This window comes from Pseudohaliea sp. (assembly GCF_054552115.1).
The window spans coordinates 101,032-116,690 of the sequence record NZ_JBTOLW010000003.1; the positions used below are offsets into that span (position 1 = coordinate 101,032).

Genomic DNA, 15,659 nt, shown 5'->3' on the forward strand with positions numbered 1-15,659 from the left:
CTGGATACCCAGTCATGCCGAGGAAAGCACCTCCGCAACGCCGCGGCAAGCCCCGCGGCCCGACACAGGCGCGTCGCCGGCTTTCACGGCAGGCGCCCGCGATCGGCGATGAGTTCCCGGGAACGGTACGGGATGTGGCGGCGACCGGCGAGGGTATCGTGGAACACCCCGGCGGCCAGGTGTGCTTCGTGCCCGGCGCCTGGCTTGGCGAGCGCGGCCGCTTCCGGATCACCGGCCGCCGCGGCCGCGCCGCCACCGGTGCGCTGGTCGCGCTGGAAGCGCCCTCCCCCGACCGGGTATCGCCCCCGTGCCCGCACCACGGCCATGACGACGCGCGCTGCGGCGGCTGTCCCTGGCAGTTCATGGCCTACGACGCACAGCTCGCGGCCAAGGAGGCCCGGCTGCGCCAGGCACTCGAACGTCTCGGGGTCGCCGAGGCGCAGGCACCCATCTGGGCAGCCCCCGAGACGCTGGGCTACCGCAACCGCGCCCGCCTGCGCAGCGACGGCGAGCGCATCGGCTTTCTCGCCGCCGGCTCCAACCGGCTGGCACCGATCGACGACTGCCCGGTACTCACGGCGCGCAACCGCGAGACCCTCGCGGCCCTGCGGGCGCAACTGCCGGAACCCGCCTGGCGACCGCGGCGCCGCGGCCCGCTCACCGTCCTGCCGATCGACGACGAGCAGGGTCCGGAGGCCGTCACGCCGAATGCGCCGCAGGCCTTCCGCCAGGGCAACAGCGCGCAGAATACGCGCATGCGCGAGTGGCTGGCCGGTTCGATCACAGACCTGGCGGGACGCCCCGCCGTGGAGCTCTTCGCCGGCTCCGGCAATTTCACGGACGTGCTGGCAGCGGGCGGCTGCCGCCCCGTGCTGGCCTTGGACAGCGCCGGCGACGCCATCGCCACCCTGCAAACCCGGGGCCTGCCCGCCGTCAACACGCTGGCGCTGGACCTCTTTACCGAAACGGCCCCGGTCGCGTTGGAAACAGCGCTCGCGAGCGCGGAGCTGCTGGTGATGGACCCGCCCCGCGAGGGCCTGCGCCAGCTGCCGGCCTTCATCAGGCGCGCCCCCCGACTCAGCGCGATTCGTTACATCTCCTGCGATGTCGCCACCTTCGCCCGCGACCTCGAGGCACTGTTCGACGCCGGCTTCCACCTCGATGAGGTACAGCCCCTGGACCTGTTCCCCCACACACCGCACCTGGAATTGCTGGCGACGCTATCCCGGCCCGCCTGACGCCTGCCAGGGGGGGTGAGCCGGCGGCGCCGGGCGCGTACCATCGGCATGACCCTTGAGCGGGAGATACCATGCACAGCGACAACCTGCATCTCTGGACCCACCGCCACGTCTTCGGCCAGGACCGGCGCCGTGCGGGCGAGCGGCGCACGCTGCTCGTCATCGTCCTTACCGCCGCCACCATGGTCCTCGAAATCAGCACCGGCATACTCTTCGGCTCCATGGCCCTGCTCGCCGACGGCCTGCACATGGCCTCGCATACCGTGGCCCTGGGCATAACGGCCTTCGCCTATGTCTATGCGCGGCGTCACGCCGCCAACCCGAGCTTCAGCTTCGGCACCGGCAAGGTGAACGCGCTGGGAGGCTTCACCGGCGCCCTGCTGCTCGCCGCTTTCAGCCTCGCCATGGCCTGGGAGAGCGTGGCGCGCTTCATTGCGCCGGTGCCCATCGCCTTTGACCAGGCCATCGGCGTAGCCGTGCTCGGCCTCATCGTGAATGGTGTCTCCGTCTTGCTGTTGGGAGGGGATCACGACCACGGGCACAGCCATGGACACGGGCATGGCCATTATCATGAGCACAGCCTTGATCACGACCATGAACACGCCCACGGACATGACCACAACCTGCGCTCAGCCTACCTCCACGTCCTCGCCGACGCGCTGACCTCGCTGCTGGCCATCTTCGCCCTGCTCGCCGGCAAGTACCTCGGCCTCAACTGGATGGACCCTGCCATGGGCATCGTCGGTGCGCTCCTGGTAGCACGCTGGTCTGCGGGCCTCCTGCGCGACACCAGTCATACCTTGCTCGACCGGCAGGCGCCCGAGCCGCTGTGTGACCAGCTGAGGCGCGCCATCGAGAGCCACGGCCACGACAGCGTCACCGACCTGCACCTGTGGTCCATCGGACCGGGCCTGCACGCGGCCGAAATCGCCGTGGTGAGCCACGATGAACTCACGCCCGGTGACGTGAAGGCCCGCCTGCCCGTCGACCTGCGCGTCGTCCATGCCACCGTGGAAATTCACCGCTGCCCGGGGCAGGGCTGAATGACAGCCGCGATCATCGACGACCTCAACGGCGACCCGCCCGGCGGCGGCCGCTGGACCTGTGTCGCGGACACGGTGATGGGTGGGGTCTCGGGCGGGCAGCTGCGCACGGAACTTGTCGCCGGCCGTCGCGCCCGGCGCCTGACCGGGACCGTGAGCCTCGCCAACAACGGGGGGTTCCTGCAGATGGCCATCGATCTCGCCGCGGACGGCAGCAGCGTCGATGCGAGCGGCTTCACGGGGCTTTCCCTGACGGTCTGCGGCGACGGCGAGGAATACGGCCTGCACCTGCGCACGGACGACGTCCGGCGCCCCTGGCAGAGCTACCGGGCCCGCTTCCGGGTCCCGGAAACCTGGACCACCGTCACCCTGCCCTTTACCGTCTTTGCCCCGCACCGCCTCGAAGCGTCCCTGGACCTTTCCCGGCTGCGCCGCATCGGCCTCGTGGCCATCGGCCAGCCGGGGCCGGTGGATCTCGCCCTCGGTGACCTGCGTTTCTATTGACCGCACACACGCCGCCTTCACGGCGCCACCTCCTATGGCCTAACATAGAGCTGCGGGGCCGGACCCTGTCCGCGCAGCCCCGCTCCCCCAGCCACCACCTGAACGGAAAGCACCCGTGAGCCAAGTCGACGAACAACGCGAGAAAATCCGCAGCGCCACCGGCTTCATCGCCGCCCTGGACCAGAGCGGAGGCAGCACCCCGAAGGCCCTGCACCTCTATGGTATCGAGGAGGATGCCTGGTCCACCGACGCCGAGATGTTCGACCTCGTGCACGCCATGCGCACGCGGATCATGACTGCCCCGGCCTTCGACGGGGACCGCATCCTCGGCGCCATCCTGTTCGAGGACACCATGGAGCGGGAAGTCCTGGGCCGGGCGACGCCCGAGTACCTCTGGGGCGTCAAGCACGTCGTGCCCTTCCTCAAGGTCGACAAGGGCCTCGACGAGCTCGCCGACGGCGTGCAGCGCATGAAGCCCATGCCGGGGCTAGACGACCTGCTCGGCCGCGCGGTCAGCGCCGGGATTTTCGGCACCAAGATGCGCTCGGTCATCAAGGAGGCGAACGATGCCGGCATCGACGCCGTGGTGGCACAGCAGTTCGAGGTCGCCGGCCGCATCATAGACGCGGGGCTCGTGCCGATCGTCGAGCCGGAGGTCGACATCCGCTGCCCCGACAAGGCCGCCGCGGAGCAGCAGCTCAAGGCAGGCATCCTCGCCGCGCTGGACCAGCTCGGTGACGGACGGCAGGTCATGCTCAAGCTGACGCTGCCTGAAGAGGACGGTTTCTACAGTGCCTGCGTCGACCACCCGGCAGTGCTCCGGGTCGTGGCCCTGTCCGGCGGCTACAGCCGCGCGGAGGCAAACGAGCGCCTCGCCCGCAACCCGGGCGTGATCGCCAGCTTCTCCCGCGCCCTGACCGAGGGGCTGTCCGCGCAGCAGAGCGACGACGAGTTCAACGCCGCCCTAAACCGCTCGATCCAGAGCATCTACGACGCCTCGGCGACCTAGTCGCCGGGCTGATCCCCCGGGCGCGGCCCCTCAGCCGCGCCAGCCTTCCAGCTCCAGCAGCCAGCGCTTGCGCGCCGTGCCGCCGGCGTAGCCCGTCAGACTGCCGTCGGCGCCGATCACCCGGTGGCAGGGCACGACGATGGGCAGCGGGTTGCGGCCGTTGGCCGCCCCGACGGCGCGCACGGCCCGGGGCCGGCCCAGGTCGCGGGCGAGGTCACCGTAGCTGCGCGTCTCGCCGAAGGGGATGGCCGCGAGCGCCGCCCACACCGTTTCCTGGAATGCCGTTCCCGCGGCAGCCAGAGGCAGGTCAAAGACACGGCGCCGTCCCGCGAAGTATTCGCCCAGCTGCGCCGCGGCGCGGCTGAGCACGGGCGCGTCGCCCGCGGGGAGACGCTCAACGTGGGTACCGGGGAAGGCGATCCGCTCGAGCAGCCCGTCGCGGGCAATCAGCTGCAGGGAGCCCACGGGCGTAGCCAGGAGGGTTGCGCTCAGCATGTCGGTCTCCGCCGCGCGGCCATCCGACAAGCTTAGCCCGAAAGCGCGACCTGCGCGCGGTAGTGGCGCCGCCAGGTGAAAAAACCGACGGTTACGATCACGAGATACGCGGCGAAAAGCGCCGCTGTCAGTTCCAGTCCCCGGTCAAGGTAGAGCACAATGCTCACCCCATCGACGACGATCCAGTACAGCCAGTTCTCCAGGATCTTCCGCGCCACCATCCACGTGGTGACGATGGCCCCCCAGGTGGTGAAGGCGTCGAGATACGGCAGCGCGGCATCGGTATAGCGGGTCAGGAGCGCCCCGGACAGGACGGACAGCACGAGGACGCCGGTGATGGCGAGAAAGTGATCCCGCGGTCCGAAGCGGCTGATCGCCAGGGTGCCGGCCTCACCGGGGCGTTTCCACTGCCACCAGCCGTAGACCGCCATGCCGAGGTAGTAGACCTGAAGCGCCGACTCCAGGTACAGGCGGACCTGCCAGAAGAGCACGAGAAAGATCGCCGTACTGGCAAAGGCGGCACACCAGCACCAGAGGCTTTCCCGAGCCGCCAGCAGCAGGTAGGCGATGCCGAGGAGGACGGCGAGCGCCTCCCAGGTTGCGAGCCATTGCCAGGCCGCCGCCACCGGTCAGGGCGCCGCGTCGATAGCCAGCGCACCTGGAATGAACTTGCACACGAGCACCTGCCTGCCGAAGCGCTCTGCGCTGGCGCGCAGGGCGCCGGCCACAGTGCTCATCACCGTGTCGAAGTCACCGCGGAGCTGCGTGCTCATGGCATTGGTCACCACCGTGAGCCCGGCCTCGGCGGCCAGGTCGTCGATCAGCGCGCGGATCGGCGGCTCGTAATCCTCGCGCAGCGGGTAGAGGCTGAGTTCGGCGGTCAGTTCCATGGGGTGTTCCGGGCTTGCTGCGGGGCCGCCAGTATAGCCGCTGCAGGTGGCGGCTTCAGGTCTCGCGGAGTGCGGACGCAAGCAGCGGCGCAAGCGCCACGGCGTTGCTCTCGTGCACGATCGAGTCGGTACTCAGCACCTCGCCCACACCGGCCCCGGCGAGCACCGCCAGGGCGTCATCCGCGAACAGGGCGTGGGTCACCGCGACATCCACGCGGGACGCACCCGCCGCGCGCAGCGCCCGGCAGGTTTCCGCGAGGGTGCGCCCGGTACTCGCCACGTCGTCGACGAGAACCACCGCGCGCCCGGCCACGGTGACGGGCGGCAGCTCGATGGCCACGGCGCGGTCGCCGCTGCGGGTTTTCGCCGCGACGGCGTGCTCGAGGCCGGCGCGGTCGGCGATCGCCTCGACCCACTGCAGGGACTCTTCATCAGGGCCGAGCAACAGCGGCGCATCCTCGCGCGCGGCCAGGCGCGCCGCGAGCGGTTCCGCGGCGCTCAGGGCGAGGGCCCGCGGTACCGGCACCGCGTCCGCCAGCACCGGCGTGCGGTGCAAGTGCGGGTCGACGGTGACGACGGTGCCGAAGCAGCGCGCCAGCTCCCGGCCAATGATGCGCTGGCTGACCGCCTCGCCGGGGTGGAAAGCCTTGTCCTGGCGCATATAGCAGAGGTAGGGCGCCGCCAGCGCCAGCGCTTCGGCACCGAGTTCCCGGGCCGTCGCCGCCGCGAGGAGGAGCTCGACCAGCTTGTCGTTGGGCCGGTCGAGGCTGCGGCAGAAGAGCACTCGTGGCGGCACCGGCGTCGGCAGGCGCACCCGGCTCTCCCCGTCCGGGAAGCGGTGCACCTCGACCTCGGCATAGGCGACACCGAGCGCGGCCGCCAGGCGTTCTGCCGGTGCCCGGTAGTCGGCGAAGCCGAGGACAACGTCGACGGCCGCGCCCATTCAGCCGTCCACCGCCACCACGAAGCCGCTGTCGGCCTCGGCGGCCTCGCAGGCGAAGGCGAAATCCGCCTCGAAGGCCGCGTGGATCGCGTAGAGGGGCTCACCCTCGCGCACCGGCTCGCCCACCTTGCGCAGCAGGTCGACACCGGCACCCTGGTCCAGCGGTGCGCCGGCCAGCCGCGCGATACGCGCCAGCTGCAGGTTGTCGATCGACGCCACCTTGCCGTCCCGGGGCGCGGCAAGCTCCCGGCGCAGGCGCCCGGGCTCCGGCGGCGACGGGTTGACGCCCTGCATCTCCATGATCGCGCGCATGCGCTCGAGGGCCCGGCCGGAATCGAGGATGTCCCGCGCGAGCACATAGCCCTGGCCACCGCGCACGTCCGGGTCGAATTCGAGGATGCGGCTGGCCAGCTGGAGTGCCTTCTCGCGCAGGTCCCGGGGCTGGTCCGGGTCGTTCTCCAGCACCTGCATGACATCCCGGGCTTCGAGCACGGGCCCGATGCCGCGGCCGATGGGCTGAAGCCCGTCCGTGATGATCACCTCCACGTGCAGGCCGGTCCGATCGCCAACGAACTCGAACAGCTTGCGCAGCCGGAGCGCCTCGCCCTGGGTACTGACCTTGGCGGTCGGCCCCATGGGAATATCGACGAGCAGGTGTGTCGCACCGGCCGCGATCTTCTTGGCGAGGATCGAGGCCACGAGCTGCCCCGGGGAGTCGAGGGACAGGGGGCGCTCCACGGCGATGAGAATGTCGTCCACCGGCGCGAGCCGCGAGGTGCCGCCCCAGGCCAGGCAGCCGCGCTGCGCGCGCACCACCTCGTTGAAGCGGCGGGCGCTGAGCTCGACGTTGGCCAGCACCTCCATGGTATCGGCGGTGCCGGCGGGCGAGGTGATCGCCCGGCTGGAGGTCTTGGGAATGAACATGCCGTGGGCGGCGACGATGGGCACCACGAGCATGCTGGTGCGGTTGCCGGGAATGCCGCCGATGCAGTGCTTGTCCGCGACCAGCGGTTCCTTCCAGTCTATCCGGTCGCCGCTCTCGGCCATGGCGCGGGTGAGGTGCAGCACCTCGTCGCGCTCCATGCCGCCCTGGGTACAGGCCACCAGGAATGCCGCCATCTCGATCTTGGCATAGCGGTGCTCGCCGATCTCGCGGACGATATCCCGGTAAGCGGGGTAGCCGAGGGTCTCGCCGGCGATCTTGCGGTGCACCGCGCCGATGGAGCGCGGCGGCCGCGCGTGCGCAATCCGGGCCGCCTCCCCCTCCGCGAAACCCAGCTGCTGGAAGGCCTGCAGGCTGAGGCCGAGCTCGTCCGGGCGGGTGATGGCGTCATCATCGACGACGTTGAGCACCGCGAGCACGGGCTCCCCCCCGTCGGCGGGGGTGATCTCGACCTTGTTCAGGGCCTGGAAGCCCGCGCTGCGGTAGACGTGACAATCCCGGTGCAGAAAGGCGACGTTCTCCCGGTAGGTGTCGATACCGACGCGCCGCACGGTCAGCGTGTGGCGTCCGTCACCGGGCATGGCGGGATCCTTTCACTGTTACGGACCTGCCAGCTTGCCCCGCCGGCAGCCCCGCGTCTAGGCCCCGGCGCCCCGCAGCAGCGGCGCAAGCTCGTCGAGGGTGGCCGGGTCGTCGATGGTGCCGGGCACGCGGTAGTCCTCGCCGTTGGCGATCTTCTGCAACGTGGCCCGCAGGATCTTGCCGGAGCGGGTCTTGGGCAGGCGGGGCACCACCCGCGCATGGCGGAAGGCGGCCACCGGGCCCACTTCGCTCCGCACCAGGGCGACAACCTCCGCGGCAATCTCCGCCTCCGGCCGCGCCACCCCGGCATTGAGTATCATAAGCCCCAGCGGCACCTGCCCCTTCAAGTTGTCGCGCACCCCGAACACCGCGCATTCGGCCACGTCCGGGTGGGAGGCGATCACCTCCTCCAGGCGCCCCGTGGACAGGCGGTGGCCGGCCACATTGATGACATCATCGGTGCGCGCCATGATGTGGATGTAGCCATCCTGGTCGATGTAGCCCGCGTCGCCGGCATCGTAGTAGCCGGGAAAGCGCTCGAGGTACTTGGCGCGGAAACCCTCATCGTTGTTCCAGAGCGTCGGCAGCGCGCCGGGCGGCAGGGGCAGCCGGATCGCCAGGGCGCCCATCTCGCCGCGGGGTACCGGCTTGCCGGCCTCGTCGAGGACGGCGATGTCGAACCCCGGCACCGCCTTGCCCGAGGAGCCGTGACGCACGGGAAAGAAATCCTCGCCGGCAAAGTCGGCGATCGCCGGCCAGCCCAGCTCCGTCTGCCACCAGTGATCGATCACCGGGACATCCAGCAGCTCCTCCGCCCAGATGATCGTGTTCGGATCCGCCCGTTCACCGGCAAGGAACAGGTACTCGAGGCTGGAGAGATCGAAGGCCTCTGCGCCCTCCCCGTTGGGGTCCTGCTGCTTGATCGCACGGATCGCCGTCGGCGCCGTGAACAGCACTTTTACCCGGTGCCGCTCGATGAGGCGCCAGTAGGTCGAAGCGTCCGGCGTGCCCACGGGCTTGCCCTCGAAGAGCACCGTGGTCGCGCCGCGCAGCAGCGGACCGTAGACGATGTAGGAGTGGCCCACGACCCAGCCGATATCCGACGCCGCCCAGAACACGTCCCCCGGATCGATGCCGTAGATGTTGGCCATGCTCCAGTAGAGGGCCGCCATGTGTCCGCCGTTGTCGCGCACGACGCCCTTGGGGCTGCCCGTGGTGCCGGAGGTGTAGAGGAGGTAGAGCGGGTCCGTGGCAGCGACCGTCGCACAGGGCGCGGGTTCGCTGCTGGCCACCGTTTCCCAGTCCAGGTCCCGCCCCGGCACCAGCTCGGCCGCCTCGGCCTCGCGCTGCAGGATGACGCAGTGCGCCGGCTTGTGCTCACAGGCCTCGACCGCGGCGTCGAGGAGCGGCTTGTAGGGAATGATCCGCGCGTGCTCGATGCCGCAGGAGGCGGAGAGCACCACCTTCGCCTGGCAATCGTCGATGCGGAAGGCGAGCTCACTGGCGGCAAAACCGCCGAAGACCACGGAGTGCACGGCGCCCAGGCGGGCGCAGGCGAGCATGCCGATCACCGCCTCCGGCACCATGGGCATGTAGATCACCACCCGGTCGCCGCGGCCGACGCCGAGTTCCCGGAGTCCGCCGGCGAAGGCGGCGACCTGGTCGCGAAGCTCGCGGTAAGTGACATAGGCGACGGCATCCGTCACCGGGCTGTCGTAGATCAGGGCCAGTTCGTCGCCGCGCCCCGCCTCCACGTGCCGGTCGATGGCGTTGTGGCAGGTGTTGCACTCGCCGTCGCTGTACCAGCGGTAGAGCGGCGCGGCGCTGTCGTCGAGGATGGTCTCCGGGGCGCGGACCCAGTCGATGGCTTCCGCGGCCGCCCGCCAGTGTGCGATGGCCTGATCCCTGTCCATGGTGTCCCCCTGCTGGCCGTAGCGGCGGGCGGCGGTCCGCCCGCTATCCCGGCGCAGTATAGACAAGAGGCACCTCGCACACCCTTCCACCAAGGTCGAAACTGCCGGGCGCCGGGATGACGGTCCCTCAATCGCTGCTGGCGATGGCCGCGCCGCGGCGACGCAGCTCGATGCGCACGCGACGCTCCAGCGCATAACCGTCGAGATCGCCCTCAGCAGCCCGGGAGTGGTCCTCGCCATGGCCGTGGACCGAGACGCGCTCTGCCGGGACAGCCGCATCCACCAGCGCACTGGCAACCGCCTGCGCGCGGTCCCGGGCGAGGACGGCGTTGTCGGCGGCGGGCCCACGCGGGTCCGCGTAGCCATCCACGCGCACCTCGATATCCGGGTTTGCGGCCAGGAACTGCGCGAGCAGGCCGAGCCGCGCCCGGCCGGCGTCCGTCAGCCGGCTCTCGCCGGTGCGGAACAGCAGTTCCAGTTCGAGCTGCTCCAGCGCCATGCGCGCGTAGCGGGCGGTCTCCCGCCGCTCGGCACGCAGGGCCTCGCCCAGCGCGGCCAGGTCCTGCTCGAGACCGGCAACGTCGCGCTCCCGCTCGGCGAGCTCGGCGCTGACCGCAGGCAAGCGGTCCGCGCGCTCGACCTGCTCGCCGAGCCAGGCGCCACCGAGGGCGCCGACAAGCGCACCGAGGGGACCGCCGGCAGCCGCGCCGGCGGCAATGGCGGTAAGGGTCGTCGCGTCGCGCTTGACGTCCGTGGCTACGGCCGCGCCGGCCGGTGCCGCGAGTACACCGCCGAGGACGAGGATGCTGGCTGCGGTAGTGAGGGGCTTGTTCATGGCTGTCTCCTTGCTCCGGGAATGCCGGCTGTGCCGGCGGGCAAGGGGCATTACAGCGCGCGCGGCGGGCAGCACGGAGGCAGGCCCGTGGCGGTCTGGCGATGGATTGTGGCGAATGGTGGCAGCGGCGGGCCGCGAACGGAAGCGGGTCAGCCGAGCGCGTCTCCCAGCGCCTCGCAGATCCGCTCGACCTCTTCGGGGCTGTTGTAGTGGACCAGCGACAGGCGGACCACGCCGCTCGCCGGGTCGATGCCCATGGCCTCGAGCAGGCGGTGGGCATAGAAGTGCCCGCTCTCCGCGCCGATGCCGGCGCGCTGCAGGCCGGCGGCCACTGCCGACGGAGCCTGCCGCGCCGGGACGAAGGATACGGTGGCCGAGCGCTTCGCAGTGTCCCGCCGGCCCAGCAGGCGCACGTCATCGCGGTCGGCCAGCAGTGCCAGCAGCGGCGCGGCGAGGCCGGCCTCGTGCGCGGCCATGGCGGCCCCCACGCTCGCCAGCCGCTCGCGGCGCGGGGCGGCTTCCGGCACGCCAAGCCGGACGGCCAGCGCATCGAAATAGTCCAGGACCCCGGCACAGCCTGCTACCGCTGCGTGCTGCGGCCCCGTGGGGTTGAAGCGCTTGTGGCTGTCGCCCTCGAGGAAGTAGTGGCACTGCGGTGTCGCGACCGCCTCGGCAGCCTCCGACAGCACCATGAGGCCCTGGTGCGGGCCATAAACCTTGTAGACACTGAACAGGTACAGGTCGACGTCCAGTTCGGCCGGGCTGCACAGCTCGTGCGGGGCGTGGGCGACCGCATCGACCGCGACCAGGGCATCTGAGCGCTCGCGCACGGCGGCGGCGATGGTCTTCACCGGGTTGGTACTGCCGAGGATGTTCGAGCTCTGGGTAAAGAACACCCAGCGCGTGCGCGGCCCGAGCAGGGGGTAGAGGTCCCCGGGATCGAGTTCCCCACTCACCGGGTCCACGGGCCATTCGCGCACGGTGACACCGCGCGCCGCCGCGGCCCGCCGCCAGGCGCCCTGGTTGGCCTCGTGGTCCTGCACCGCGACCACGATCTCGTCACCCGGCTCCCAGCCCGGCGCGAGAGCCTGGGCCATGACGTAGCTGTTGGCGGAGGTGGAAGGCCCGAAGGTCAGCTGCGACAGCGGCACCCCCAGCGCGTCCGCCCAGCCCTCGCGCGCCCGGTCCATCGCCGCGCCCGCCTCCCGGGACGGTTCGAAGGGGCTGTAGGGCTGCACCCGCAGGCGCCGCTGGTAGTCGTCGAGGATCGCCAGTACCGGCTCGGCGACGAAGGTGCCGCCGGCATTGGCGCAGAACACCTGCTCACCGAGCGCGGCCAGGGCGGGGAACCGGCTGCGGACCCAGGCAAGATCCAGGGCGGGGGCATCGGCATCGCGCATCGGGAAGTCTCCGGCAGGTGCTGGGCGGCCAAGATAGCACAGGATCCGACGCGGGCCCCTTATCCGCCACGCCGATATCAATGATCAGAATTAACCGCTTCACCGATCTGACGCCGGCCGCTACGCTGACATCACAAAAGGCGCTGAACCCGGCGCCGGCATCCACAAATCCTTTACGGGAGGACACATGGAACACGTTGCTATCGGCATTGCAGCCCAGGACCGGAAAACCATCGCGGAGGGCCTGAAGCGGCTTCTCGCGGATTCCTATACGCTGTACCTGCAGACGCACAACTTCCACTGGAATGTTACCGGGCCGCAGTTCCGGGAGCTCCACCTCATGTTCGAGGAGCACTACACGGAACTGGCCACGGCTGTCGATGAAATCGCCGAGCGTATCCGCACGCTCGGGGTCATCGCACCGGGCACGTACCGGCAGTTCGCGGCGCTGTCGGCCATCGAGGAAATCGACGAAATCCCGCCAGCAGCGGAGATGGTCCGCATCCTGACCCACGGCCACGAGCAGGTGGTAAACACGTGCCGCGAAGCCCTCGCCGCGGCGCAGGCCGCGGATGACGAGTCCTCGGCCGCGCTGATCTCGGATCGCATGCGCGTGCACGAGAAAACCGCCTGGATGCTGCGTTCCATGCAGTAGCGGCACCCGCTACGATCACGCCGGTGCGCCCGCGTCCCGCATCGCTCGCGGGCGCCCCGGCGCCGTGCTAGGGTCCCCGGCGCAGGGGCGCGCGGCGTTGTGGCGTGCTCCTGCTACCGGAAGCTCGACCCTGCCCCCAGCAAGGATCCCGCCATGCGCCGCCTCGCCCTGTTCCTCGCCATTGCCGTCGCCATCGGCCTGTTCTTCGGTCTCGGCCTCGACCGCTACCTGACCCTCGCCTACGCCCGCGAGAGCGTGGCGCAGTTCCAGGCCCTGCGCGAGAGCGAGCCGCTGGCCCTGATCGTCGGCTACTTCGCCGTCTACGTGGCGGTGACCGCCCTGTCACTGCCGGGCGCCGCGATCATGACCCTCGCCGGCGGCGCGCTCTTCGGCCTCGCCCAGGGCACGCTGATCGTCTCCTTCGCCTCGAGCATCGGCGCCCTGCTCGCCTTCCTCGTCGCGCGCTACCTGCTGCGCGCAACGGTGCAGGACCGCTTCGGTGACCGGCTCCGGGCCATCAACGACGGCATGCGCCGCGACGGCGCGTTCTACCTCTTCACGCTGCGGCTGGTGCCGGTGTTTCCCTTTTTCATCATCAACCTGCTGATGGCGCTCACGCCGATCCGCGCCGGCACCTACTACCTCGTGAGCCAGGTCGGCATGTTGCCGGCCACGATCGTCTACGTGAACGCCGGCACCCGGCTCGGGCAGCTGGAGAGCGCGAGCGGGATTCTCTCGCCGGAGCTCATCGGTTCCTTCGTTCTCCTCGGCCTGTTCCCGCTGCTCGCCCGCAAGCTCACGGAAGCGCTGAAGCGCCGCCGGGTCTACCGGCGCTGGCAGAAGCCGAAACGCTTCGACCGCAACCTGCTGGTCATCGGCGCCGGTGCGGCCGGCCTCGTCTCTGCCTACATCGCCGCCACCGTGCGCTCGCGGGTGACCCTGGTCGAAGCGGGGGCCATGGGGGGGGACTGCCTGAACACCGGCTGCGTACCGAGCAAGGCCCTGCTCGCCAGTGCCCGCCTCGCGGCGCGCCTGCGCGATGCGGAGCGCTACGGCATCCGGCCGGGGGGCGAACCGACGGTGGACTTCCCCACGGTGGTGCGGCGCGTGCAGGCGGTGATCCGGGCCATCGAGCCCCACGACAGCGTGGAGCGCTACGAGGGCCTGGGCGTCGACGTCGCGCGCGGCTACGCGCGGATCGTGGACCCCTGGACCGTCAGCATCCGCGACGGGGACGGAAACGAGCAGCGGCTGACGAGCCGCGCCATCGTCATTGCCACCGGTGCCGCCCCGGTGGTACCGCCCCTGCCCGGCCTCGATGCGGTGGAGTGCCTGACCAGCGAGACGCTCTGGGATGCCATGGCGTCCCGCCGAGAGCCCCCCGCGCGGCTGGTCGTGCTCGGTGGCGGGCCTATCGGCTGCGAACTCGCCCAGGCCTTTGCCCGGCTGGGCAGCCGGGTCACGGTGGTCGAGATGCTGCCGCGGCTGCTCGGCCGGGAGGACAGCGAGGCGGCGGGTATCATCGCCACGACCCTCGCTGCCGACGGCGTCAGCGTGCACACCGGCCACCGCGCCGTGCGCTGTGAGCCGGGCGAGGACGGCGCGGCGGATGTGCTGGTCACGGAGTGCGAGGGTGTCGAGCACCGCCACACCTTCGACACGCTGCTCTGCGCCATCGGCCGGCGGCCGCGGCTGGCCGGTTACGGCCTCGAGGAACTGGGCATCGACACCGCCGCACCGCTGGTCGCGAATGACTACCTGGAGACCCTCTACCCGAACATTTTCGCCGCCGGCGACGTGGCGGGACCCTACCAGTTCACCCATGTCGCATCACACCAGGCCTGGTATGCCGCCGTGAACGCGCTCTTCGGCCAGTTCAAGCGCTTTACCGTCGACTACCGGGTTATCCCCCGGGTCACCTACACGGACCCGGAGGTGGCGAGCGTCGGGCTCACGGAGGCCGAAGCCGCCGAGCGCGGCATCGCAGTCACCGTGACCCGCTACGACCTGGAGGACCTGGACCGCGCCATCGCCGACGGCCAGCCGCGGGGTTTCGTGAAGATCCTCACGGCCCCCGGGAAGGACCGGATCCTGGGCGCCACGCTCGTGGGCGACCACGCGGGCGAGTTGCTGGCAGAGGTAGTCCTGGCCATGAAGCACAAGCTGGGGCTGAACAGGCTCCTCGGCACCATCCACGCGTACCCGACCTGGGCGGAAGCGAACAAGTTCGCTGCCGGCGCCTGGAAAAAGGCCCACGCGCCGGAGCGGGTGCTCGCGCTGCTGGAACGCTACCATCGCTGGCGGCGGGGCTAGCACCGGCCCGGGGGCGGACCCGGAAGCTGATCGAGCTGAGGCGCCATCGCAGGAGCTACCGGCAGGTGGCGAAGCAGTTCGGCATCAGTGGCTGTCGTGCCCCGGCAGGTTGCCAGCGATTTCCTCCGCCAGCCCCGGCTGCTCGCGGTAGACGTCCTCGACGCTGCGCCACAACCGTTCCCGCTCGTCGTAGCAACGGATGTCTCCCTGGCCGATGTCGTAAATCCAGCCGTGGAGCTCCAGCGCGCCGCTGGCGATGGCCGCCGCTACCGCGGGATGGGTCATGAGATGGCGCAGCTGCAGCACCACGTTCTCTTCCGTCAACTCCGACAGGTGCTCGCCGCGGATCTGCCCGTGCCGCGCGCGCACCGTGGCCACCGCCGCCAGCGTATGGCCGAGCCAGTCGCTCGTGTGCGGAAGCTCACCGAGCTCCTCCGGCGCCATGGCGCCCTTGATGGCCCCGCAGTCCGTGTGGCCGCAGACCACCACGTGTTTCACCCCCAGCGCGGCGACGGCGTACTCGATGGCGGCGGTCGTGCCGCCGGCGTGGCGCTCATGAGGCGGCACGATGTTGCCCGCATTGCGGATGATGAACAGGTCACCCGGCGCCGCCTGGGTCACGAGGTTGGGGTCGATGCGCGAATCGGAGCAGGTGATGAAGAGTATCCGGGGATTCTGCGCGAGCGAGAGCTCCGTGAACAGCTCCTGCCGCTCGGGGAAGATCTCTGTCTTGAACTTGTATACCCCTGCCAGCAGTTTGCGCATACTGCCCCCGGAACTATTTGGCGATAATGTGAGTTGATCCACGAAAAGTATACCAGCGGCAGCAGCTGTGCTGTGCCGGCGGCAGCGCGGGGAGTATGCTCAGGATGAGCAACGCGAGCAGGCGAGCCTTC

General features: G+C 70.3%; 15 protein-coding genes. 6 read left to right on the forward strand and 9 right to left on the reverse strand.

Going from position 1 to position 15,659, the window contains the following annotated elements:
* Positions 1-14 precede the first annotated feature (14 nt).
* The 4 genes from ACX93N_RS02825 (at position 15) to ACX93N_RS02840 (ending at position 3,794) form a co-directional block, all read left to right on the forward strand.
* Entirely contained in the window at positions 15-1,238 is a 1,224-nt protein-coding gene (locus ACX93N_RS02825; protein ID WP_459426871.1) for a class I SAM-dependent RNA methyltransferase, read from the forward strand.
* Between the two features lie 71 nt (positions 1,239-1,309).
* Positions 1,310-2,281, forward strand: coding sequence for a CDF family Co(II)/Ni(II) efflux transporter DmeF (gene dmeF / locus ACX93N_RS02830; RefSeq protein ID WP_459426872.1), 972 nt, complete (start codon positions 1,310-1,312; stop codon positions 2,279-2,281).
* Positions 2,282-2,785, forward strand: a complete 504-nt coding sequence (locus ACX93N_RS02835) for a CIA30 family protein (RefSeq protein ID WP_459426873.1) — start codon at positions 2,282-2,284, stop codon at positions 2,783-2,785.
* Positions 2,786-2,900: 115 nt separating this feature from the next.
* The gene (locus ACX93N_RS02840; protein ID WP_459426874.1) at positions 2,901-3,794 is read left to right on the forward strand and encodes a fructose bisphosphate aldolase; all 894 of its coding nucleotides are present in this window, start codon (positions 2,901-2,903) and stop codon (positions 3,792-3,794) included.
* Positions 3,795-3,824: 30 nt separating this feature from the next.
* Here the strand turns inward: ACX93N_RS02840 and ACX93N_RS02845 are convergent, their stop codons facing one another.
* From ACX93N_RS02845 to ACX93N_RS02880, 8 genes are all read right to left on the reverse strand, one after another.
* Positions 3,825-4,289 (reverse strand): methylated-DNA--[protein]-cysteine S-methyltransferase, encoded by a 465-nt coding sequence (locus ACX93N_RS02845; protein WP_459426875.1) that lies wholly within the window; start codon positions 4,287-4,289, stop codon positions 3,825-3,827.
* A gap of 32 nt (positions 4,290-4,321) precedes the next feature.
* Positions 4,322-4,915, reverse strand: a complete 594-nt coding sequence (gene pnuC, locus ACX93N_RS02850) for a nicotinamide riboside transporter PnuC (RefSeq protein WP_459426876.1) — start codon at positions 4,913-4,915, stop codon at positions 4,322-4,324.
* Between the two features lie 3 nt (positions 4,916-4,918).
* Complete coding sequence (locus tag ACX93N_RS02855; RefSeq protein WP_459426877.1) at positions 4,919-5,179, reverse strand: YkoF family thiamine/hydroxymethylpyrimidine-binding protein; 261 nt, start codon at positions 5,177-5,179, stop codon at positions 4,919-4,921.
* A 55-nt stretch (positions 5,180-5,234) separates the two neighbouring features.
* Positions 5,235-6,122, reverse strand: coding sequence for a ribose-phosphate diphosphokinase (locus tag ACX93N_RS02860; protein WP_459426878.1), 888 nt, complete (start codon positions 6,120-6,122; stop codon positions 5,235-5,237).
* The gene (locus ACX93N_RS02865; RefSeq protein ID WP_459426879.1) at positions 6,123-7,646 is read right to left on the reverse strand and encodes a thymidine phosphorylase family protein; all 1,524 of its coding nucleotides are present in this window, start codon (positions 7,644-7,646) and stop codon (positions 6,123-6,125) included.
* Between the two features lie 57 nt (positions 7,647-7,703).
* Positions 7,704-9,560, reverse strand: coding sequence for an AMP-binding protein (locus ACX93N_RS02870; protein WP_459426880.1), 1,857 nt, complete (start codon positions 9,558-9,560; stop codon positions 7,704-7,706).
* A gap of 127 nt (positions 9,561-9,687) precedes the next feature.
* A complete protein-coding gene (locus ACX93N_RS02875; protein ID WP_459426881.1) occupies positions 9,688-10,395 on the reverse strand; it encodes an OmpA family protein in 708 nt (235 codons plus the stop codon).
* Positions 10,396-10,544: 149 nt separating this feature from the next.
* Complete coding sequence (locus tag ACX93N_RS02880; RefSeq protein ID WP_459426882.1) at positions 10,545-11,795, reverse strand: aminotransferase class V-fold PLP-dependent enzyme; 1,251 nt, start codon at positions 11,793-11,795, stop codon at positions 10,545-10,547.
* A gap of 187 nt (positions 11,796-11,982) precedes the next feature.
* On the opposite strand from ACX93N_RS02880, the gene ACX93N_RS02885 reads away from it, so the two are divergent.
* Positions 11,983-12,450: a Dps family protein gene (locus tag ACX93N_RS02885; RefSeq protein ID WP_459426883.1), complete on the forward strand. Its 468-nt coding sequence runs from the start codon at positions 11,983-11,985 to the stop codon at positions 12,448-12,450.
* A gap of 153 nt (positions 12,451-12,603) precedes the next feature.
* Entirely contained in the window at positions 12,604-14,763 is a 2,160-nt protein-coding gene (locus tag ACX93N_RS02890) for an FAD-dependent oxidoreductase (protein WP_459426884.1), read from the forward strand.
* 84 nt (positions 14,764-14,847) lie between these two features.
* On the opposite strand, the gene ACX93N_RS02895 is transcribed toward ACX93N_RS02890, so the two are convergent.
* Complete coding sequence (locus ACX93N_RS02895; protein ID WP_459426885.1) at positions 14,848-15,528, reverse strand: carbonic anhydrase; 681 nt, start codon at positions 15,526-15,528, stop codon at positions 14,848-14,850.
* Between the last annotated feature and the right edge of the window lie 131 nt (positions 15,529-15,659).

Bases quoted from the DNA above. Each gene is read 5' to 3' on its own strand.
- ACX93N_RS02825 (WP_459426871.1), top strand. From the start codon at position 15: ATGCCGAGGAAAGCACCTCCGCAACGCCGCGGCAAGCCCCGCGGCCCG.
- dmeF (WP_459426872.1), top strand. From the start codon at position 1,310: ATGCACAGCGACAACCTGCATCTCTGGACCCACCGCCACGTCTTCGGC.
- ACX93N_RS02835 (WP_459426873.1), top strand. From the start codon at position 2,282: ATGACAGCCGCGATCATCGACGACCTCAACGGCGACCCGCCCGGCGGC.
- ACX93N_RS02845 (WP_459426875.1), bottom strand. From the start codon at position 4,289: ATGCTGAGCGCAACCCTCCTGGCTACGCCCGTGGGCTCCCTGCAGCTG.
- ACX93N_RS02855 (WP_459426877.1), bottom strand. From the start codon at position 5,179: ATGGAACTGACCGCCGAACTCAGCCTCTACCCGCTGCGCGAGGATTAC.
- ACX93N_RS02860 (WP_459426878.1), bottom strand. From the start codon at position 6,122: ATGGGCGCGGCCGTCGACGTTGTCCTCGGCTTCGCCGACTACCGGGCA.
- ACX93N_RS02865 (WP_459426879.1), bottom strand. From the start codon at position 7,646: ATGCCCGGTGACGGACGCCACACGCTGACCGTGCGGCGCGTCGGTATC.
- ACX93N_RS02870 (WP_459426880.1), bottom strand. From the start codon at position 9,560: ATGGACAGGGATCAGGCCATCGCACACTGGCGGGCGGCCGCGGAAGCC.
- ACX93N_RS02875 (WP_459426881.1), bottom strand. From the start codon at position 10,395: ATGAACAAGCCCCTCACTACCGCAGCCAGCATCCTCGTCCTCGGCGGT.
- ACX93N_RS02880 (WP_459426882.1), bottom strand. From the start codon at position 11,795: ATGCGCGATGCCGATGCCCCCGCCCTGGATCTTGCCTGGGTCCGCAGC.
- ACX93N_RS02885 (WP_459426883.1), top strand. From the start codon at position 11,983: ATGGAACACGTTGCTATCGGCATTGCAGCCCAGGACCGGAAAACCATC.
- ACX93N_RS02890 (WP_459426884.1), top strand. From the start codon at position 12,604: ATGCGCCGCCTCGCCCTGTTCCTCGCCATTGCCGTCGCCATCGGCCTG.
- ACX93N_RS02895 (WP_459426885.1), bottom strand. From the start codon at position 15,528: ATGCGCAAACTGCTGGCAGGGGTATACAAGTTCAAGACAGAGATCTTC.